Source organism: Sulfitobacter sp. 1A15258, from assembly GCF_043557045.1.
Classification (GTDB): Bacteria; Pseudomonadota; Alphaproteobacteria; order Rhodobacterales; family Rhodobacteraceae; genus Sulfitobacter; species Sulfitobacter faviae.
In genome coordinates, this window is record NZ_JBIFFK010000002.1 from 223,183 (window position 1) to 243,853 (window position 20,671).

At 62.4% G+C, this 20,671-nt stretch carries 20 protein-coding genes; 16 read left to right on the plus strand and 4 right to left on the minus strand.

The window, feature by feature from the left end; all coding sequences use genetic code 11:
- Positions 1-21 precede the first annotated feature (21 nt).
- The 5 genes from ACGYK9_RS05190 (at position 22) to ACGYK9_RS05210 (ending at position 6,031) form a co-directional block, all read left to right on the plus strand.
- Positions 22-1,026 (plus strand): branched-chain amino acid ABC transporter permease, encoded by a 1,005-nt coding sequence (locus ACGYK9_RS05190; protein ID WP_394414969.1) that lies wholly within the window; start codon positions 22-24, stop codon positions 1,024-1,026.
- Entirely contained in the window at positions 1,023-2,093 is a 1,071-nt protein-coding gene (locus tag ACGYK9_RS05195; RefSeq protein ID WP_394414972.1) for a branched-chain amino acid ABC transporter permease, read from the plus strand. Before ACGYK9_RS05190 ends, ACGYK9_RS05195 begins: the two co-directional genes overlap by 4 nt.
- A gap of 31 nt (positions 2,094-2,124) precedes the next feature.
- The gene (locus tag ACGYK9_RS05200; RefSeq protein ID WP_322329088.1) at positions 2,125-3,333 is read left to right on the plus strand and encodes an ABC transporter substrate-binding protein; all 1,209 of its coding nucleotides are present in this window, start codon (positions 2,125-2,127) and stop codon (positions 3,331-3,333) included.
- Positions 3,334-3,404: 71 nt separating this feature from the next.
- The gene (locus ACGYK9_RS05205) at positions 3,405-4,199 is read left to right on the plus strand and encodes an ABC transporter ATP-binding protein (protein ID WP_394414975.1); all 795 of its coding nucleotides are present in this window, start codon (positions 3,405-3,407) and stop codon (positions 4,197-4,199) included.
- Positions 4,200-4,210: 11 nt separating this feature from the next.
- Positions 4,211-6,031, plus strand: coding sequence for an AMP-dependent synthetase/ligase (locus ACGYK9_RS05210; protein WP_394422423.1), 1,821 nt, complete (start codon positions 4,211-4,213; stop codon positions 6,029-6,031).
- 3 nt (positions 6,032-6,034) lie between these two features.
- Here the strand turns inward: ACGYK9_RS05210 and ACGYK9_RS05215 are convergent, their stop codons facing one another.
- Complete coding sequence (locus ACGYK9_RS05215; protein WP_067260830.1) at positions 6,035-6,454, minus strand: DUF1489 family protein; 420 nt, start codon at positions 6,452-6,454, stop codon at positions 6,035-6,037.
- A gap of 167 nt (positions 6,455-6,621) precedes the next feature.
- Here ACGYK9_RS05215 and ACGYK9_RS05220 point away from each other — a divergent pair, with 167 nt between their 5' ends.
- Positions 6,622-8,901, plus strand: a complete 2,280-nt coding sequence (locus ACGYK9_RS05220) for an adenosylcobalamin-dependent ribonucleoside-diphosphate reductase (RefSeq protein ID WP_394422425.1) — start codon at positions 6,622-6,624, stop codon at positions 8,899-8,901.
- Positions 8,902-9,160: 259 nt separating this feature from the next.
- Positions 9,161-10,468 carry a calcium-binding protein gene (locus tag ACGYK9_RS05225; RefSeq protein ID WP_394413389.1) on the plus strand — a complete coding sequence of 436 codons (1,308 nt, stop codon included), beginning with the start codon at positions 9,161-9,163 and terminating at the stop codon, positions 10,466-10,468.
- Between the two features lie 21 nt (positions 10,469-10,489).
- On the opposite strand, the gene ACGYK9_RS05230 is transcribed toward ACGYK9_RS05225, so the two are convergent.
- A complete protein-coding gene (locus ACGYK9_RS05230) occupies positions 10,490-10,714 on the minus strand; it encodes a hypothetical protein (RefSeq protein WP_394413392.1) in 225 nt (74 codons plus the stop codon).
- A 270-nt stretch (positions 10,715-10,984) separates the two neighbouring features.
- On the opposite strand from ACGYK9_RS05230, the gene ACGYK9_RS05235 reads away from it, so the two are divergent.
- Positions 10,985-11,839, plus strand: a complete 855-nt coding sequence (locus ACGYK9_RS05235) for an SDR family oxidoreductase (RefSeq protein ID WP_394413394.1) — start codon at positions 10,985-10,987, stop codon at positions 11,837-11,839.
- A 98-nt stretch (positions 11,840-11,937) separates the two neighbouring features.
- Here the strand turns inward: ACGYK9_RS05235 and ACGYK9_RS05240 are convergent, their stop codons facing one another.
- Positions 11,938-12,954 carry a cation transporter gene (locus ACGYK9_RS05240; protein ID WP_394413397.1) on the minus strand — a complete coding sequence of 339 codons (1,017 nt, stop codon included), beginning with the start codon at positions 12,952-12,954 and terminating at the stop codon, positions 11,938-11,940.
- Positions 12,951-13,706, minus strand: coding sequence for a transporter substrate-binding domain-containing protein (locus ACGYK9_RS05245; protein ID WP_394413400.1), 756 nt, complete (start codon positions 13,704-13,706; stop codon positions 12,951-12,953). Before ACGYK9_RS05245 ends, ACGYK9_RS05240 begins: the two co-directional genes overlap by 4 nt.
- A 206-nt stretch (positions 13,707-13,912) precedes the next feature.
- On the opposite strand from ACGYK9_RS05245, the gene ACGYK9_RS05250 reads away from it, so the two are divergent.
- The 8 genes from ACGYK9_RS05250 to ACGYK9_RS05285 all read left to right on the plus strand — a co-directional run bounded on the left by ACGYK9_RS05250 (position 13,913) and on the right by ACGYK9_RS05285 (position 20,638).
- Entirely contained in the window at positions 13,913-14,608 is a 696-nt protein-coding gene (locus ACGYK9_RS05250; RefSeq protein ID WP_394413403.1) for an SRPBCC family protein, read from the plus strand.
- Positions 14,609-14,618: 10 nt separating this feature from the next.
- Complete coding sequence (locus tag ACGYK9_RS05255) at positions 14,619-15,809, plus strand: zinc-dependent alcohol dehydrogenase (protein WP_209217583.1); 1,191 nt, start codon at positions 14,619-14,621, stop codon at positions 15,807-15,809.
- Between the two features lie 17 nt (positions 15,810-15,826).
- Positions 15,827-15,973 (plus strand): hypothetical protein, encoded by a 147-nt coding sequence (locus tag ACGYK9_RS05260; protein ID WP_156505615.1) that lies wholly within the window; start codon positions 15,827-15,829, stop codon positions 15,971-15,973.
- 135 nt (positions 15,974-16,108) lie between these two features.
- On the plus strand, positions 16,109-16,822 hold the full coding sequence (locus ACGYK9_RS05265; RefSeq protein WP_394422428.1) for a hypothetical protein: 714 nt from the start codon (positions 16,109-16,111) through the stop codon (positions 16,820-16,822).
- A 17-nt stretch (positions 16,823-16,839) separates the two neighbouring features.
- Complete coding sequence (locus tag ACGYK9_RS05270; RefSeq protein WP_394413410.1) at positions 16,840-17,808, plus strand: Gfo/Idh/MocA family protein; 969 nt, start codon at positions 16,840-16,842, stop codon at positions 17,806-17,808.
- A gap of 88 nt (positions 17,809-17,896) precedes the next feature.
- Positions 17,897-19,501, plus strand: coding sequence for a flavin monoamine oxidase family protein (locus ACGYK9_RS05275; RefSeq protein ID WP_394413413.1), 1,605 nt, complete (start codon positions 17,897-17,899; stop codon positions 19,499-19,501).
- Between the two features lie 3 nt (positions 19,502-19,504).
- A complete protein-coding gene (locus tag ACGYK9_RS05280) occupies positions 19,505-19,939 on the plus strand; it encodes a cytochrome c (RefSeq protein WP_209217580.1) in 435 nt (144 codons plus the stop codon).
- A 3-nt stretch (positions 19,940-19,942) separates the two neighbouring features.
- Positions 19,943-20,638: a c-type cytochrome gene (locus ACGYK9_RS05285; RefSeq protein ID WP_394413416.1), complete on the plus strand. Its 696-nt coding sequence runs from the start codon at positions 19,943-19,945 to the stop codon at positions 20,636-20,638.
- The last annotated feature ends 33 nt before the right edge of the window (positions 20,639-20,671 follow it).

Consider the following 20,671-nt stretch of genomic DNA (forward strand, 5'->3'; position numbering starts at 1 on the left):
TAAGGAAAGGGAGGCGCTCTGATGGGGCAGTTCGTGCAATTTGCGATCAACGGGCTGATGGCCGGGGCGATCTACGCGCTGATCGCCGTGGGGATCGTGAGCGTCTACAAGGCCACCAAGGTGGTGAATTTCGCCCATGGCTACCTGATCATGTTCGGCGCCTATTTCTATTTCACCTTCGCCGTGATCGTCCCCGGCCAGCCTTGGGCGCCCGGCTGGCTGGCCTCATGGCAGCCCGGCTGGATGGTCGGGATGCGGGGTGATTTGCCGATGTTTTCGCCCGTGGCGGCGGTGCTCGACTGGGTGGCGAACCTGCCGCGCATCCTCTTGGGGCTGGCTGGGGCGCTGGTCTGCAACGCGATCCTCGGCCGCGTGATCGAGCGGGTGCTGATGCGCCCGCTGATGGGGCAGTCGATCTTTGCCATGATCATGGTGACGGTGGGTCTAATCTCGATCCTGTCGGGCGCGGCGCAGTTGATCTGGACGGCGGATGCCGCAAGCGTGCCCTATATCGCGCCCAATATGCCGATCCGTTTTGAACTCTTCGGCACGATGATCTTCCTCTTTGGCACGGACCTCGTGAACATGGCCGTGGCGCTGCTCCTGTTCGGCGGCATCGTCGCCTTCGTGAAGTTCACCAAGGGCGGCATCGCCATCCGCGCGACGGCTGAGGACCAGTCCACCGCTTATTCGATGGGTATCTCGGTGCCCAAAGTCTTCTCTCGTGCTTGGGTGCTGGCCAGTACCACCGGCGCCATCGCGGGTGCGATCCTCGCCACGCGTAACGGGATTTCGCCGAGCCTCGGGCTCTTCGGTTTCTCGGTCTTGGCGATCGTACTTATGGGCGGGCTGGACAGCTATGTCGGCGTGTTGATCGCGGCGATGGTCGTGGGCGTGCTTGAGGCTATGACCCAATGGCAAATGGGCGGCGGTTGGGCCGAAATCGTGCCTTATGTCACCGTGCTGGTGGTGCTGATCTGGCGGCCGCACGGCCTCATGGGGCAAAAGGAGGTCGAGCGGATATGATCAACGCCAATCTGAAGTCCAGCTATGCCGCCGACGAGCGGGTGCTGAACAACCGCTACAAACAGGCCTTCGTCTATGGGTCGATCCTCGCGCTCGTGCTTTTTACCCTGTTCGGTAACGACTACCTGATCCTGATCGCGAGCCAGATGGGCATCCTGCTGATCGCCGTTGTGGGGATCAACATCTTGACGGGCTACACCGGGCTGGTGTCCCTCGGCCACGGCGCCTTCGTCGCCATTGGCGCCTATGCGGTCACGATCTTCGGCAACCTCGGCGCGGGGGTGATCCCGGCGGGGTTGATGCCCTTCGTCTCGGTCCCGCTTGCCGTGGCACTGGCTGCGGCGGTCGGCGTGCTGGTCGGCCTGCCCAGCCTGCGGGTCAAGGGGCTATACCTCGCCGTGGCGACGCTGGCGGCGAATTTCATCGTGATCTTCCTGATCGAGGAAGACCTCTTCGCCCCCTGGACCGGCGGCATGGTCGGCATCAATACAAACGTGCCAAACCTGCTGGGCTGGGAACTCGACACCAAGCGCGAGATGTTCGGGTTGATCGCCGTGGTGGGCCTCGTCTCGCTGCTGGCCGCTCAGAACCTCATTCGCACACGCGTGGGCCGTGCCTTTATCGCGATCCGCGACCGTGATTATTCCGCCGAGATCCTCGGCATTTCGCTGCTGCGCTACAAGCTGATGAGCTTTGCCCTGTCTGCCGCTTACTGCGGCCTCGCTGGGGCGCTTTTCGCCTATTTCTACGCCCGCATCCTGCCTGAGCAGTTCGAACTGGCGCTTTCGCTCAACCTCGTGGCGGCGCTGATCATCGGTGGCATGGGGCGCACGATGGGGCCGGTCTTCGGCGTCATCATCGTCGTCATGGTGCCAGAGTTGATCAAGGTGCTCTTTGGCGCGTTGGCGGGTGACAGCGCGGGGGCGGGCCAGTTGCGCGCGCCCTTGCAGCAGATCGCCTTTGGCGTGCTGCTGGTATTGTTTCTGCTCAAGGAGCCCTTGGGCATCAACCAGATCGTCGACCGTATCCTGCGCGCCGCAAACCGTTGGCCGTTTGCGCGCGGGTAACCCCAAGAAGGCCACATCAGGGAGAAGACAGATGACCATGAACCGCCGATCCTTCCTCGCCACCACGGCCGCCGCGACGGCGGCCATCGGCACGCCGATGATCCTGCGCGCCCAGCCCAAGGAATACGTGCTGGGGGCCTCGCTACCGCTCACCGGGCCGTTTGCGACCGCGGGCCAGCTCGTCGCGCCCGCCTTCGCGATGGCGACCAAACTTTTCAACGACGAGGGCGGCGTGGCGGGTGTGCCTATTCGCTTCGTCACCGAGGATTCCGGCTACGTGCCGCAGAACGCGCTCAATAACTACCAGCGCGCGCTGGCCTCGGAGGGCAAGAACATGATCGGCTATTTCGCCGACAGCACCGGCGCGATGAAGCTGATCGCGCCCGAGCTGAAGGGCGAGAACGCCCGCATCATGGGCTCCACGTCCTTCGCCTCGGAACTCGCCAACCCCGAGACGCACCCCTACCAGTATCTCTCGGGCCCGACCTACCAGAGCCAGTTCGACATCCTGCTGCAGAACATCAAGAACGAGGGCGGGCAGAAGGTGGCCTTCATCTTCTCCAACACCGAGTTCGGGCGCGATCCGATCGAGCATGGCCGCAAGACCGCCGAGGAGCTTGGCCTTGAGGTCGTGCTGGAGGAAAGCACCAAGGCCGAGGGCGCCGACATCCCGACCCATGTCACCAAACTGGCGCAATCGGGCGCGGATCACTGCATTCTGCAGGGCTATGTCACCGGCGTCTGGCCGCAGCTCATCGGCGGCGCGCGGCAGTTCGGTCTGCCGGTCAAGTTCAAGGGCACCTTCTGGGGCATGGAAAAGCTCATCGCCGACCGCATCACCGCCGAGGCTGGGCCCTTCCTCGCTGGCTACGAAGGCGTCATGCCCTACCGCTATTTCTACGACCGCGAAGACGCGCCGCGCTACCAGCAGTATGCCGAACTCAGCAAGCAGATGTTCGCGGGCACGCCCCTGGAGAACTACATGTCGACATGGGCGATCCAGACCATGTGCGGGCTGGAGATCGCCATGAAGGCCTTCCGCGACACCGCCGAGGCCGGGCTGGAACTGACACCGGACAACATCGCCGAGAAGCTCTCAGGCATTTCGGACTGGGATTCGGGCGGCTTCTTTGGCGGGCCGGTGAGCATGGAGAACAACGCTATCGGGACCGGCCGGGTCTATGGCTATAACCCCGAGGATGGGCTGTTCACGCCAAAATCGGACTGGTTCACCGTGTAAGCGAAACAGGTTCGGGGGCGCGGCCCCCGGACCCCCGAAGTATTTTTGGCCAAAAAGAGAGAGGGCCTCGCGTGCTGACCATCGAGAACATCGAAGTGACCTATCACCACACGGTGCAGGCGCTGCGCGGGCTGTCGCTTGAGGTGCCGGACGGTAAAATCGTCACGCTGCTTGGCACCAATGGCGCGGGCAAGACCACGACGCTGAAGGCGGCGAGCAACCTGCTGGCGCTGGAGAACGGAGAGGTCGGCGAGGGGCGGATTTCCTTCAAGGGGCAGTCGATCATGACGATCCAGCCCGACCGTCTGGTGCAGCAGGGTCTGTTCCACGTGCGCGAGGGGCGGCGGATCTTCAGCGAGATGACGGTGGAGGATAATCTGATCGCGGCCTCATACGCGTTGGACCGGCGGCAGGCGAAGGCGGATTACGACAAGGTCTATGCCTTCTTCCCGCGGCTGAAGGAGCGGCGGCGGCAGATCGCGGGCTATCTGTCGGGCGGGGAGCAGCAGATGCTGGCCTTTGGCCGGGCGATGATCGCGCGGCCCGAGCTCATTCTGATGGACGAGCCGTCACTGGGGCTGGCGCCCAAGGTGGTGGCTGAGATTTTCGACACGATCAAGCGGCTGAACCAAGAGGACGGCACCGCGATCCTGCTGGTGGAGCAGAACGCGGGCGTGGCGTTTTCGGTCGCCGACTACGGCTACATCATGGAGAGCGGCCAGATCGTCATGGAAGGCGATGTGGAGAAGCTGCGCGGCGACAAGGACATTCAGTCCTTCTACCTCGGCATGGGCGAGGAGGGCGGCGCGCGGCAGTCCTTCCGCGACGTGAAACATTACAAGCGCCGCAAACGCTGGCTCAGCTAAGGAGGCCCGCCATGGCATTCGACGAGTTCAAGGGCGACTTCGCGCCGCTGGTGCGCATGGTGCACAACCATGCCGAAAACTGCCCCGAGGGCGTGGCGATGCGGCAAAAGGAATTCGGCATCTGGAACGAGATTACCTGGACGGGGTTTCAGGAGATCATGCAGGCCACGGCAGCGGGGCTGGTCGATCTGGGGCTGGAGGCGGGCGATCATGTCGGCATTCTCAGTGAGAACCGCAGCGAATGGGTGCAGGCGCAGTTTGGCATCAACGCGGCGGCAGGCGTGGTCGTGGGCATGTATCCCACCAGCCCGGCGGCGGAGCTGGAGCATCTGATCAACGCCTCGGACAGCACGGTGCTGTTCATCGAGGATCAGGAACAGCTCGACAAGATCAAGGAGTTGGGTGACCGGGTGCCGCAGCTGCGGCAGTTGGTGATCTTCAACCCCAAGGGCACGCGGGGCGAGGATCTGCTGGGGTTGATCAGTTTCGACGCGCTTTTGGAACGGGGCCGGGCGCGGCTGGCGGATCTTGCTGACGACCTGCGCGCGCGGCAGGCGGGGATCGAGCCCGACGATACCGCCATGATGGTCTTCACCTCCGGCTCCACCGGCCTGCCCAAGGCGGCGGAGATTTCCTATGGCAACATCCACGCGGGCGTAGGCGTGGCGCGGGATGTCTTCGGCGACTACCCGCCCGGGACGGATGTGCTGAGCTACCTGCCTCTGTGCCACATCGCGGAACAGGCGGTGACGGTGATCAACGGGTTGGCGCAGCAATTCGTCATGAACTTCGGCGAGAGCCTTCGGACCATCACGCTCGACCTGCGGGAGGTCGCACCGCAAGTCTTCTTCGGCGTGCCGCGGATCTGGGAGAAGATGCAGGCGGGCGTGTTGGTGCAGGCGCAGACCGCCGGGCGGATCAAAGGGCCGATGACGCTTATGGCGCTGAAAGGCGCGCAGCGGCGCGGGATGATCCGGCGCGATAAGTGGAGCGCGGGTGATCGCATGGCGCATGCCCTTTGGGATACGCTGGTCTACCGCCATATCCGCAGCTATCTGGGGCTGGGCCGAACGACTTTCGCGATCTCAGCCGCCGCACCGATCAGCGCCGAGCTGCTGGGCTTCATGCGCGGTATCGGGGTGAACATCCGCGAGGCGTGGGGCATGTCCGAGACCTCGGGCGTGGGCACGATCCAGCCGTCTTGGGGGCAATGCGACGGGCGCATCGGCTTCCCGGTCAGCGGGGTGCGCACCAAGATCGCCGAGGATGGCGAAGTGCTGTTTGCCGGCGGGACGATCTTCAAAGGCTATTACAAGAACCCCAAGGCCACCGCCGAGACCATCCGTGACGGCTGGCTGCATACAGGCGACGTAGGCCGCGAAGAGCCCGATGGCTCGATCACGCTGATCGACCGCAAGAAGGACATCATGATCAACGCGGCGGGCAAGAACTTGGCACCCGCGCATATCGAGAATGTCATCAAGGCCAGCCCCTTCATCAAGGAGGTCGTCGCCGTGGCCGACAAGCGGCCCTACGTGACGGCGCTGGTGCAGATCGACATGGACACCGTGCGGCTCTGGGCCGAGGGGCAGGGGATCGCCTATACCACCTTCCGCTCGCTGGCCGAGCACCCCAAGGTGCAGGAATTGATCGACGCGGAGGTGGCCAAGCAAAACCGCGATTTGGCGCGGGTCGAGCAGGTCAAGAAGGTCTGGCTGATGCGCAAGGAGCTTGACCACGACGACGGCGAGGTGACCGCGACGATGAAGGTGCGCCGGGCCGAGGTCTACGAACTCTATGGGGATCAGATCGAGGCGCTCTACGCCGACTGAAGCTCAGAGCACGCCGATCTCGGCCAGGGCGCGGTTCAATTCCACGGGCAGTTCCGCCTCGGCCTCGCGGCCCTCGGGCAGATCGGGCGGCGCGTCCTCGGGCTTGAGGTAGCGCCAGCCTTGGAAGGCCCGGCGTAGGCTGTTCTGGGTGCGGATGATCTCGGGGTCGAGCACGATGGCGCAGCGGCGGATGCCGTCGGCGCGGGTGACCTCCTCCAGCCGGACGATGCGCTGGCGGGCTTGGATCACGCCCTTGATGACCCAGTAGATCGAGCCGCCGTTGAGAATCTCGGCCTCGCGCTTGGGCCACATGCGGGTCACATGGCGCGGCAGCCCGTCATGCGTGCGCACGTCCTTGCGCGCCTGCCATTTGGCGAGGCTTTCGACGCCTTCGGTGCCGACCGAAAGCTTGATCAGGTTCATTTTGCCGGTCACATCGCCCCCCAGCGATTCCTTTGATCCACGCCATATAAGGTAGTTGGATTTCAATCACATGCAAATTCTTGTATGATGGAGCGTAATTTTCCGGTTTTCTCTCAGGCGGAGCCTAGCTAATAAGAGCCCCTGCCACTGACCTCAGGAGTTACCCCATGTCCCGCTTTACCGCCCCGATCGCCGAACAAATCTGGGATATGAAATACCGTTTTAAAGGGGCCGATGGCACCCCGAAGGACGTCACGGTCGAAGACACATGGCGCCGCATCGCCCGCGACCTCGCGCAGGTCGAATCGAAGGCGGACGTCTGGGAAGACAAGTTTTTCAACGCGCTGGAGGATTTCAAATACCTCCCCGCGGGCCGCATCACCGCAGGCGCCGGCACCGCGCGCCGCGTGACGCTGTTCAACTGCTTCGTCATGGGCACCGTGCCCGACAGCATGTCCGGCATCTTCGACATGCTGAAAGAGGCCGCGCTGACCATGCAGCAGGGCGGGGGAATCGGCTATGACTTCTCCACCATCCGCCCGCGCGGCGCGGATGTGTTAGGCGTCTCTGCGGATGCCTCCGGCCCGCTGTCCTTCATGGATGTCTGGGACGCCATGTGCCGCACCATCATGTCCGCAGGCTCCCGCCGCGGCGCCATGATGGCGACCATGCGTTGCGACCATCCGGATGTGGAGGATTTCATCGCCGCCAAGTCCGACCCCGCGCGCCTGCGCATGTTCAACATGTCCGTGCTGGTCACCGACCCCTTCATGGAGGCCGTGAAGGCCGACGGGTCTTGGGACCTCGTCTTTGGCGACAAGGTCTATAAAACCGTGCAGGCGCGCGATCTGTGGAACAAGATCATGCAGGCGACCTATGATTGTGCCGAGCCGGGCGTGATCTTCATCGACCGTATCAACGCCGCGAACAACCTGAACTATTGCGAGACCATCGCCGCAACCAACCCATGCGGTGAGCAGCCGCTGCCGCCCTATGGCGCCTGCCTGCTGGGCTCGATCAACCTTGCCCGTCTGGTTGCCCAGCCTTTCGAGGACGACGCCCATCTCGACCAAGACGCGATGAGCGAGTTGGTCGCCACCGCCGTTCGCATGATGGACAATGTGGTCGATGTGTCGAACTTCCCACTGCCCGAACAGGCTGCCGAGGCGCAGAACAAGCGCCGCATCGGTCTGGGCGTCACCGGCCTTGCCGATGCGCTGTTGATGGTCGGCCTGCGCTACGGCTCTGACGAGGCGGCGGCGCAGACCGAGGCATGGCTCAAAGCCATCGCCCGCGCCTCCTATCTGGCAAGCGTGGACCTGGCGAAAGAGAAGGGGGCCTTCCCGCTCTTCGATGCTGAGAAATTCCTCGCCTCCGGCACCATGCAGCAGATGGACGATGACGTGCGCGAAGCGATCCGCGAACACGGTATCCGCAACGCGCTTTTGACCTCCATCGCCCCCACCGGCACGATCAGCCTCTACGCGGGCAACGTGTCTTCGGGGATCGAGCCGGTCTTTGCCTATGCCTACACCCGCAAGGTGCTGCAAAAAGACGGCAGCCGGACCGAGGAAGAGGTCGTCGACTACGCCGTGCAGATGTGGCGCGAGCTGAAGGGCGATGCACCGCTGCCCGACTATTTCGTCAACGCCCAGACCCTGCCGCCCGCCGATCACGTCAAGATGCAGGCCGCAGCGCAGAAGTGGATCGACAGTTCGATCTCCAAGACCATCAACTGCCCCGAGGACATCTCCTTTGATGCCTTCAAGGACGTCTACATGCAGGCGTGGGACACGGGCTGCAAAGGCTGCACCACCTATCGCCCCAACGATGTAACCGGTTCGGTCCTGAGCGTCTCTTCCGAGAAGAGCGACAAGGCCCCTGCCGACAGCCCCGATCAGGTCAGCGAAGGCGGCGAGATTGTCTATATGTCCGATCCGCTGGACCGCCCCGCCGAGTTGGAGGGCAACACCTACAAGGTCAAATGGCCCGATAGCGAGCACGCGCTCTACATCACCATCAACGACATCGTGCTGAACGGCCACCGCCGTCCCTTCGAGGTCTTCATCAACTCCAAGAACATGGAGCATTTCGCCTGGACCGTGGCGCTGACCCGCATGGTCTCGGCCGTGTTCCGCCGTGGCGGAGATGTCTCCTTCGTGGTGGAAGAACTGAAAGCCGTCTTCGACCCGCGCGGCGGGGCTTGGATGCAGGGTAAATACATCCCCTCGATCCTCGCGGCCATTGGCGGCGTGATCGAGCGCCACATGATCGCCACCGGCTTCATCGCGGGCGAGGGCATGGGGCTGAAGACCGACCCGCAGGCGAAGGTCGTCGGCCTCGACGCCCCGCGCGGCAAGTCCTGCCCGTCTTGCGGTCAGTTCGACATGCGGATGGTCGAGGGCTGCATGACCTGCGGGAGCTGCGGGCATAGTAAGTGTGGGTGATTAAATGCGCCTTATTGTTCTGACCACCAATAAATAGCCATTGGCCGGGTTGAAATGTCCATTTCGCAAGCAAAATAAGTCAATCGGGCGGAAACGCCCGATTTTTGCGTTCTGGGCCCCCTTATGTGAAAAATGGAGGGCCGCCCCTGTTGATTGTCACTGAGAACTGATGGGGTGGATACCCCCTCCCGACGGCATCGCAATGTGCCAAGGTGATGTGGGTCACATCACTGATAGGAGGAAGCATCCATGGATCAACTTGGACCTGCATATCACCGAATGGAACATACGCACGCGGGACTATGATGAGGTAGGCATAAGGTCCGCCTCGACCCTTCAGGAACAGCTTGAAAACATGCTGGAAACAGGGGTCGACCGCGCCTTTTTCTGGCCCGTTCAGCACAATACCGACAGCGACCTTGCGGGCGGCCCCAAGGAAAGCCCGGTTCTCGATCCCGACGGGCGGCTGACCAACTCGGTCAGGGGGGGAATCTTTGATTTGATGAGCGAGAGCCTGCCCGGGCTTGAATTGGTCGCGACCGAGTTCGAGGGAGCCGATGGCAGTTTCGAGATCAAAGCCTATCAGTCCGAAGACAAGACCGTGATCTATGTCTCCTCCCGGTCGATGGAGGTTTTGAACCTCGATGTCGATTTCGCCGGATTGGTGCCCGAGGGGGCGACCGCGACCGGCATTCAAATCGGCATGGATCAATCCGCGCAAAGTTCCGACGGGTTCCATTGGCGCAGCGATGGCGGCCATACCCCTTCGGCTTCTGTTCAGGTGGATGGGCAGGCCTATTTCTACGATGAACATGACGTGCGCGCGCAATTCACCGACAGCCGCTTTGACAGCCCGCAGGTCGAGCTGCGGTTGAAACCCTTCGAAGTGATCGAGATCACCTTCGACGCCGGGCCGACGGCGGGCGGGGAAAAGATCGACGGCAGCGGCGCGGCGGACGACCTGACCGGCACGGATGGAAACGACACGATCGGCGGCTTTGGTCAGGACGACACGCTGCATGGCGGGGATGGCGACGACGTGATCAATGGCCATGGCGGTGACGACAGCCTCACTGGCGGGCGCGGTGACGACGACCTGCGCGGCGCACCGGGGGAGGACACGCTCCACGGCTGGGGCGGAGACGACACTCTGCGCGGCTTCGACGATGATGACCTATTGGTCGGCCAGCAGGGGGATGACCATCTGCTGGGCAACCGGGGCGACGATCAGCTTTCCGGCAGGGAGGGGCAAGACCAGCTAAACGGCGGCATCGGGCATGACACGGTCGTCGGCGGGGCGGGGGCAGACACCGTCACGGGATGGACCGGCGACGACGTTTTCGGCTTTTCCGAGGGCGAAGTGGCACAGGGCGATGTCATCACCGACTTCACCCCCGGCGTCGATGTGATCCAGCTCTCGCTCTCTGGCATCAAGGGGCTCGATGATCTTGAGATCACGGCGCGAGAGGGCGGTGTTGCGGTCGGCCTTGGCGCACATGGGGTGATCTTCTTGCAAGGCGACCTGACGGAAAGCGCGGTGGCTCAGAATCGGAACTTCGTATTCTAACCGGCCACGCGCAGCCCGCCATCAATAGGTCGCGGGCGGATCGCTGGCGGGGAAGGATTCGTCGACCGCCTCATCCACGATATTCCATCTGCGGGGCGGGTCGATCATCTCGCGCGGGCCCGCGACGCGGACGTGGTCTTGCGCCCGGTCATATGCCACCGCCCTTTGGGCGCGGGACTGGCGTTTCATCAGATAGGCGAGGCTCGCGGCACCGGCGCCGAAGATCAGCAATGCGCTCATTCGCATGGGTATACTCCTTTTTAAGCTTACCTGAAAAACCATGGGGCTGATGCTTGGTTCCTTGGCCCGCTGGTGATTGGCGGGGGCTTGCCACCGCTGGAAGGGGGGCGACGCGGAAAGGCGACCGGCCCCTGCGCGCAACACCCGTGATGCGCGAAATTTCTCTCATCCCGCTGCCGCGCTGAAACCAGACCGGCAAAGCGATCATTGCCCCTTTGTAACCCTAGTTTTTTGAACGCCCCGCCCGCGTGGGGCCACAACAGATAGGAATGCACCATGACAGATCAGAATTTTGATGCCCTCGACAGCCCGCAAAGCCAGCCCGGGCGGGAGCATAAGATGGACCCCGCGCCCGATTACACCCCGCGCTACCCCGGTTCCGACCGGCTCAAGGGTAAGGTGGCGCTGATCACCGGGGGCGACAGCGGGATCGGCCGCGCCACGGCGTTGCTCTATGCGCGCGAGGGGGCGGATGTCGCCATCGTCTACCGCAACGAAAGCCGCGACGCGGAAGAGACCAAGCGATTGGTCGAAGCCGAGGGCCGTCGGGCGCTGTTGCTGGAGGGCGATGTCGGTGAGAAAGCCTTTTGCAAAGATGCCGTTAGCCGCACGATGGAGAGCTTTGGCAAGATTGACATTCTCGTCAATGATGCGGGCGAACAGCACGCGCAGGAAAGCCTCGAAGACATTGAAGAAGCGCAGATCGAACGCACGTTCCGTACCAATATCATCGGCATGATCCTGATGACGCAGGCAACGCTGCCGCATTTGAAAAAGGGCGCGCGGATCATCTGTGTCACCTCGATCACCGCCTATAAGGGTCAGGACCTACTGCTTGACTATGCATCGACCAAAGGGGCGATCCTGTCCTTCCTGCGGGCCATGGCGAGCAAGCTGGCGCCCAAGGGGATTTTGGTCAACGGCGTGGCCCCGGGGCCGATCTGGACGCCGCTGATCCCGGCCTCCTTCCCGGCGGATAAGGTTGAGGAATTTGGCGAAAACACCCCCCTTGGCCGCCCCGGTCAGCCGAATGAGGTGGCCCCGTCGCTGCTGTTCCTCGCTTGCGAGGATTCGTCTTATATGAGCGGGCAGGTGTTGCACCCGAACGGCGGCACGTTGGTCGGCGGATAAGCCAGATGAATGTTGCCCCGCGTGCGATGGCGCGGGGCAAACGCAATCCGGGGGCGTGGCTGTAGGTCAGTTTTAAATTGGACGCGATGCGCCCCCGGTCACCCCACCGGACGCCGCCGGGCGCCGGACCGCAGCGGCAGAGTGCCGTCATCCGCCCCTTCAATCGTGACCGCCTCCGCAATCTCAGTCCGTGGCATGATCGAGATGTCGTGAATGCGCCAATGCAGGTCGAGCAATTCGGCCTCCGCCGCCTCGACCCTCTCGGGCGTGCCGCCGTTTTCATGCGCCACGACATAGATCGTGCCGGTCAGAAAGCGCCCTTCTTCGCGCAGACGCAGGCGGCTTTCGCGGACCCATGGCAGCGCGTTGAAAGTATTTTGCACCTCTTCGATCAGCGGGTCGAACTCTTTATCCTCTATCGTGCGCGGCATCTCATCGCTGAGGTCCCGGATCGCCGCGCCGGTGTGCTTGAAACCGTCATGCAGCACGTCCAAGGCGATCACGATGGCCGCGACCGCATCGGCCCACCACCAGCCCATCCCGATCCCAAGGATGCCCACGATCCCGGCAAGCCCTGTCATCCAATCTGCCTTGTTCATCATGGCATCGGCATAGAGCGTCTTGTCATGGAGCATCTTGGCGGGTTTCATTTTCAGATGGCCGAAAATGACCGGCATCACGACGCTATAGGCCAGCGCCGCGATCATCACCCAGCCGAACCAAATGGTGCTGCCGAAAAGCTCGACACTGCCGATGGTGGGGTGCTCCTGTTTGATGAGCGCGATGGACGAGTCGACGATAAGAAAAATCCCGACCCCGCCGAGCGACACGGCGCTGATCAGATAAGCGATTGATGTGACGCGGATATAGCCCAGTGGGAAACGGCGGTTGGGCTTCCACCCTTCGATCCACGAGCCAACCAGAAAGGCGATGGGCGGCACAAAGCTGAGCAGGTCTTCGATCCATGCGGTTTTCATCGCTTGGCTGCTGCCCACCGCAAAATAGATCGCCGCCACGATCGACCCCAAGACCGCGATCCAGATGACCTCAAGCCAGCGCGCGCGGTGCAGCGCTTTTTTCTGCGCTTCGGGCATGGTGCGGATGGAGCGGGTCATGGAGCGGATGCGCGCAGACGCGCCCCGATGGTTCCGGCCTCATCTCGAAGGAAGCCTTCGATCTCCAACAGCCAAGCGTTTTCGCCCTGCTGCACGGCAACGACATGCTGCGCCCGCTGTAGCGTGGTTTCGGTGGCGGTAAGGTCTTTCCCATCAAGTTGCCAATGGGGGACGGCGGCGAGGTTGAGACCTTCCGCCCATTGATCCACCGGAATGCCACCTTCCTCCTCAACCAGTGCGGCGAGGGGCAGGTGGGGCGGTACGAAAACGCGTTGGCCTTCGATGTCATGGGGCAGGGCGTCTGGCCCCCGGCTGCCGATGACAAAGGACTCCTCGAAATAGGGGTAACTCGGCGCGGCACCTTTTACCGGGGTCACGTCCTTGCGGGTGAAACCCCCGATGGCGAGGTCGATGTCGCCCTTCTCCAACCCCTCCAACGCTGCGAAGGCGCCGAGGTGTTTCCACTCGATGGCCACCCCCAAGGTTTCGGCGAAGGCGCGGGTCAGGTCGGCTTCGACCCCCTGCGGCGGCTGGCCGTCTGCCAGCACGATCCATGGTGGGTTTTCCGATACCGCCACGGTCATTTTCTGGTCAGAAAGAACGGTTTCGAGGGTGTCTTCCACATCCCGAGGGAACCGCAGATCGTCGCAAGCGGCGAGCAGGCACAGGGCAGCGAGGGGGATCAAAACTTTCAAACCAATTGGATTGTCCACGCCTTTGGCACCATGTGGCGTAGTTTCGCGGGGCGTCATTACATTATTCCTTTGGGCCGGATCGCAGGGGATCAACGGGCGGTTTCCCGAAAGGTTCCTGTTAGGGGCAGCCCGACCCCCGCGCGCGATCGGTTGATTTCCGCCGGAGCCGCGCTTCGGAGCCACTTCTTCGGAACACCTGTCGCGATCCTCGCGTTTCAGTTGAAACACTCGGTCTGCCATATTCAGCAACAGGAGGTTTCTTGATGACATCTTATCCTTACGATCAACGCAGCGCCGCCGAAGGCGCGCGGGACGCGCGGACAGAGCGGCAAAGCTCGCTATTCTGGGGGCTTGGCGTCGGCGCGCTTGCCGGGGCCTCTGCCTATGCGCTCTACGCCGCGCGGCGGGATCGTGACGGGCTGAGCCATCGGCCAGCAGATTCCGCGCCCGGGCGCAGTGCGAAACAGGCGCGTTTCGGGGATTATGCCGTTGTCGGACGCACGGTGACGATCGACCGCCCGCGTGACGAGCTCTACCGCCACTGGCGCGACTTCACGAAGCTCTCAGAGTTCATGGAGAACGTGAAGGTGGTCGAGCCAATCGACACCGCGAAGGGTCAGTTCCGTTGGATGATCGCAGGCCCGGCGGGGACAGACCTGCGGGTCGAGACCGAGGTGGTCAGCGACAAACCGGGGGAAGAGATCGCGTGGCGCGCCCTCGACAGTTCGCAGATTGATACGGAGGGCAAAGTCTCGTTCCGCGACGCGCCGGGCGACCGGGGCACCGAGGTGGAGGCGATCATCGCCTATAACCCGCCCGCCGGGGAGCTGGGGCGCTGGATCGCCAAGCTGTTTCAGACCGAACCCGCGCTTCAGGGGCGGCGGAATTTGAAGCGGTTCAAAATGCTGATGGAGACCGGCGAAATCGCCACCTCCGCCAATCGCAAATCGGACAAGTGAGGAGAGAGACATGCGCGCACTGACATGGCAAGGCAAGCACGACGTGCGGGTCGATACGGTCCCCGACCCGGAAATCGTCAACCCCCGCGACGCCATTATCGAGGTCACCTCGACCGCGATCTGTGGCTCTGACCTGCACCTTTATGATGGCGTGATCCCCGGCGTCATGGCGGGCGATATTCTGGGCCATGAGTTCATGGGTCGGGTGGTCGAGACCGGCCCCAAGAGCACCCTTAAGAAAGACCAGCGGGTGGTGGTGCCTTTCACCATTTCCTGCGGCTCCTGCTTTCACTGTAAAAAGACCCAGTATTCGGCCTGCGACAACTCCAACCCGGCGGACAAACAGGATTTGACCGAAAAGCAATTCGGCCACGCGGTCGGCGGGTTGTTTGGCTATTCTCATCTGACCGGCGGCTATCCCGGCGGACAGGCAGAATATGTGCGGGTGCCCTTCTCTGACGTGGGCCCGATCGTCATTCCCGAAGGGTTCGACGATGACGATGTGCTATTCCTGTCGGATATCCTGCCGACCGGCTGGATGGCCGCCGAAAACGCCGACATCGAAGAGGGCGACACCGTCGCCGTTTGGGGCTGTGGCCCGGTGGGGCTTTTCGCCGTGCAAAGCGCGCTCAAGATGGGGGCCGCGCAGGTCATCGCGATCGACCACTACCCGAACCGGCTGAACCTCGCGCGGCAGATGGGGGCCAAGGTCATCGACTACACCCAGACCCATGTGCTGGAGGCGCTGATGGAGATGTCGGGCGGTCACGGCCCCGATGCGGTGATTGATGCGGTCGGCATGGAAAGCCACGGTTTCGCGCCCGATACGATGATGGACAACGTCAAACAGGCGGTCGGCGTCGGTGCTGACGGAGGCCATGTGCTGCGTGAAGCGATCATGGCTTGCCGCAAGGGCGGTCGCGTCTCGGTCCCCGGTGTCTATGGCGGCTTCCTCGACAAGTTCCCCTTGGGCGCGATGATGGAGAAAGGTCTGCAAATCCGCACCGGCCAGACCCATGTGCAGCGCTACACCAAGGAGCTGTTGCACCGCATCGCCGAGGGCGAGATCGACACCCGCTTCATGATCAGCCACCGCCTGCCGCTGGAGCAGGCCGCCAAGGGCTATCACAACTTCCGCTTCGATCAGAACGACTGGACCAAAGTGGTCCTCAAACCCGGCATGCAGGCCGCCGCCGCATAGCAAAAAAGGAGAGTGACATGCCAAACGAGCCAGATCACGCCAAAGAGAAACGCCCGCCCCATCGTGAGCGCCACAATGCGCAGGACGACCACGAAGGCGCGGCGCACCGCCCTGAGGAGTTCGATCCAAAGAACCCGCAAAAGGTGGTGAAGCAAGAGAAGTGAACGGCAAAGCAGCGCGAGAAAATCGCGCTGCTTTTTCGTATCGCCCGGGCATTTTCCGGGCGCCATCTCACGCACGCAGAAGGGGCAGATTAGACCCCGCGAATATTAACCGATTTCATAGAAAGGCAGAAAAGGATGCCACAGTTTCACAAAACCCTATCGCTCATATGCCTTCTGGCCCCCGCTGGGGCCTTGGCGCAAACGGTGGATCAGACAACCACCACAGCCCCTGAGATGGAGCGGAACACCTCCGCCTCGGATTGGAGCCTAGAGGTGGGCGTCACGCCGAAATTCTTTTACCGTCTCAACGATGGCCCCGGTGCCGCCGAAAGCGCGGAGATCGAGGCTTTTGCGGAGGTCGCCTATGGCCCGGCCTATTTCCACGCCCTCGTTCTATCGCTGGACGACCCAAGGGATGACGCGCAATTCGAACTGACGCTGGGCCACCGTGGCGATCTCACGGAGAAACTGGCCTATGACGCCTATTACACCCGCTTTCTGCGCGATGAGACGGGCGATGTGCGCGGCGAGTTGCATGGCAAATTCGACTATAGCCTGAGCGAAGAGTGGCGAGCCACCGTCGATCTGGGGGTCGAGCCGGAGCGGGGCGATTGGGTCTATAAGCTCGAAGGCGGCTATACGTTCAACGACCGCGTTGATGCCTATGCCTTTGTCGAGCGGGACGATATTCTGGATTATACGGGCTATGAGGTCGGGGTGAACTACGATCTCGACGAGGGCAACGCGCCGCTCGATGCGTCATTGCTCAGCTACGTGAACCACACCGAAGGCGGTGACACTGTTTTCGCGGTTCAGATCACGCTGTCACGTTTTCTGTTGGGCGATTGATGCGGGGGGAAACAGTTATGACAACTGACAAGAATTTGGTTCTGCTCGGCGGGGCGCATGTGCATCTGTCCGACCATCTGGCGCATATCGAACAGCGCGGCTGGCGCGTCTCGCAGGTTTTCGACCGGGATGAGGCCCGCCAAGAGGCGCTTTGTGGCCAGCTCAAGGCCAGTCGGGTGGCCTTGTCTGATCTTGCCCGATTGGATGTGCGCGGCGCGATTGTGTGCAGCGAAACGGTGTTTCATGAGGAGGACATCACCGCCGCCCTGAACGCCGGTCTGCCGGTCTTTGTCGAAAAGCCGATGGCGGGCAGCGCCGAAGCGGCGCGCCGCTGCGCTGACTTGGCCTGCGAAAAGGGCTTGGTCTTGGCGACGGGGTATTTCCTGCGCAGGTCCGCAGCGCTCAACCACCTACGCGAGAGTATCGCGCGGGGCGCATTGGGCCAGGTGTTAGAGGCCCGCGGACGCTTTTCCCATGACGGCGGCTATGCCGATTGGCTGGACCTCGATTGCTGGATGACCGACCCGGCGCGCGCCTGCTATGGCGGGTTCGTGGATGAGGCGGTGCATGTCATCGACCTTTTGCAATGGCTTGTCGGCCCCATCGCCTCGGGCCATGCGGTCACGGGCAACGCGCTTGGTTGGCCGATGGATGACCACGGCGCGGCCCTGATCGAATTCGCGGCCCCGCCCGCCACCGGCGTGGTCGAGGCGGGCTGGACGGATAGCGAAATGCGCCTTGAGTTGGACATCGTGGGCGAGGCCGGTTGGGCGCGTCTGCGGGCGGATGTGCTGGACCTCGGCCTCAGAGGCCAGCAGAAACCGGTCGAAAGCATAGAGCTTCCCCCACTTGATGCGGGCGAGGGGGTGGAGCCGTTTTTGGACACTTTGGAAGGCAAGGATGCGACCGGCCTCGTGCCGCCGCAGGCCGCCGCGCAGGTCAATGTCATGCTTGATGCCATGAACCTCAATCGCGGCGGATCGTGATTTTTCCGACCTTCTTGGAACAATGACCAACGGCGGGCGTTCTTTCGTTAATTGGTCAAAAAATTTACCTGAAATAGGAGCGGTCTTTATGTCCCACCCCTCCAACGTCCGGCCCCCCTCACGGCGCGATCTTTTGAAAATGATCGGTCTGGCCGCTGGTTCCTCCACCATGCTGCACGCCATGTCCTCCCTCGGGCATGCCCGGCAAAGCCCTTACAAAGGCCCCATCGAACTTTCCGGCGCGCCTCAGGGGCGCAAGGTTGTTGTGCTGGGGGCGGGTCTTGCGGGCATGTGCGCCGCGCTGGAACTGCGCAACGCGGGCTACGAAGTCAGCATCCTAGAGTATCAAAAGCGCGCCGGGGGCCGCTGTTGGACCCTCAAAGGCGGCGATGAATTCGAAGAATTGGGCGGCTATAAGCAAAAGGTCGAATTCTCCAAAGGGCAATATATCAACATCGGCCCGTGGCGCATCCCGCATCACCATCTGGCGCTCTTGGACTATTGCCACCGGTTGAACGTGCCGCTTGAAGTATTCGTTCAGGAAAACCAAAACGCCTATCTCCATTCGCAAACGGCATTCGACGGCAAACCAATTCGCTATGGCCATGCTTGGGCAGATTACGTGGGCCAGATCACGGAATTGCTGGCCAAATCGGTCGATAAAGGGCGGCTTGATAGCGCGCTGACCAAAGAGGACACTGAGATCCTTTTGGAATCCCTGAAATCCTTTGGCATCCTAAACAACGATTACAGCTATCAGGCCAGTCTCGATACCGCTGAATACCGCGGCTATCCTGAGAATGGCGCGCCGGGCGGGGGGCTTTACAACGCCGCGCCTGAACCTTCCGAGCCGATTGCCTTGGAAGACCTGCTGAAATCCCGCTTTTGGGAAAAGATGCGCAATCACACGACCTACCGCCACCATGCGCCGATGTTCCAGCCCGTGGGCGGCATGGAGGAGATCGCCCATGCCTTCGCCCGCGAGGTGGAGGATACGATCACCTATAACGCCAAGGTTGACCGGATCCGGCAGACCGAAAGCGGGGTCGAGGTCGAGTATTCCAGCGCCGATGGCGAAGGCGAGGGCGGGGTTGAAACGGCGGATTACTGTATCTGCACCATCCCCTTCACCGTGCTCAGCCAGCTTGATGTCGATGTCTCTGCCGACATGCGCCGCGTCATGCGGGCGCTGCATTACCATGAGGCGGTGAAAGCCGGGCTTGAGATGAAGCGCCGCTTTTGGGAACGGGATGAGCAGATTTACGGCGGCATCACCCTGACCGACCTGCCGATTGCCGAGATCAGCTATCCCTCGGCTGAAATGCATTCCGATGGGCCGGGTGTGCTGCTGGGCTGCTATGCCTATGGGCCGCATGCCTATGCCTTCAACTCGATGTCGCCCGAAGAGCGGCTGGAAACCGTGTTGGAGCAGGGCGCGCGGATCCACCCGCAGTACCGGGATGAATTCAGCAGCGGTGTGGTGCTGAGTTGGCACCGGGTGCCGTGGATGTTGGGCTGTTATTCCGATTGGGATGACCGGGGCCGCGATTATGAGATCGCCGCGACCATGGACAACCGTTTCGTCTGCGCGGGGGAGCATATCAGCTATCTGCCGGGCTGGCAGGAAGGCTCTCTGCTCTCTGCGCTGGACGCGGTGCGACAGGTCCATGACCGCGCGGTGAAGGAGGGTTGAACCATGCGTTATCTGATCTTTCCCCTGCTCATGGCGCTCGCCACGCCGAGCCTTGCGCAGGAGGACAATTCTCAGGTCGATGCCGGTCGGCGTGATCTGGGCTCCACCACCGAGAAATTCACCGATAGCGAAGGGTCCGATCTTTACCGCCGCGCCTGTTCGGGCTGTCACGGGCCAGAGGGCGAGGGGGCATATGGGGCCGGGAAATACCCCGCTTTGGCCGCCAACCCGCGGCTGGGGCACAAGCGCTATCCGGTGAACCTGATCCTCGAAGGCAATGGCGCCATGCCGGCCTTTGCCGATTGGCTGGACGATGAACAGGTCGCCGCCATCGTGTCCTACATCCAAACCAACTTGGGCAATGACTACGAAGGCGATGTCACCGCCGAAGAGGTCAAGCGTATGCGCGCCGAGTTCGCCGATCTGGAAGAGGGGTAGACCATGCGACTCTCAATTCTTGTTCCCTTTACCACCTTCATCGCCTGTGCTGCCGCGGCGCAGTCTCCGCCACCGCTCTTTGACGATGCCGATGATGGCGGCGTGGAACGTGCCCCGGATACCGCTTTGGGCCGCACCGTCGCCTCGGGCGGCGCGCAGCAGGGCGGTGTCGGCATGAAATGCATGGCCTGCCACGGGCTGGATGACGCAGGCGCGGGCTTGGGCGAGATGCCCGGTCTGGCAGGGTTGCCTGCCGACTATATCGAAGCGCAGCTTCAGGCTTTCATGGCGGGTGAACGGTTTTCCCCGATCATGGTGCCCATCGCCACGCGGTTGACTGAAAAAGAGCGTTTGGCCGTGGCGGATTACTACGCCTCCGTCGCGCCGAAACTGTCCAAGTTCGATCACGGTGCCCCGACCGATGTGGTGCAACAGGGCGGCGCGCTTGCGGCCTCTGGCAGTGACAGCGTGCCAGCCTGCAACCAATGCCACGGTGGCAGCGACACAAGCGGCGCGGCGATCCCGCGTTTGGCAGGGCAATCGGCGCAGTATATCGCCGATCAACTGGTGGCTTGGCAGAACGGCGACCGGGCAAATGGGCCGCTCAACGTCATGGAAGACATCGCAAAATCGCTTAGCGATGAGGAAATCCGCGCGGTTGCCCTATACTACCAGCAGACGCCGCCTGATGCGGAATAAAGCTACACCACTACGGATACAGATGGCCCCAAG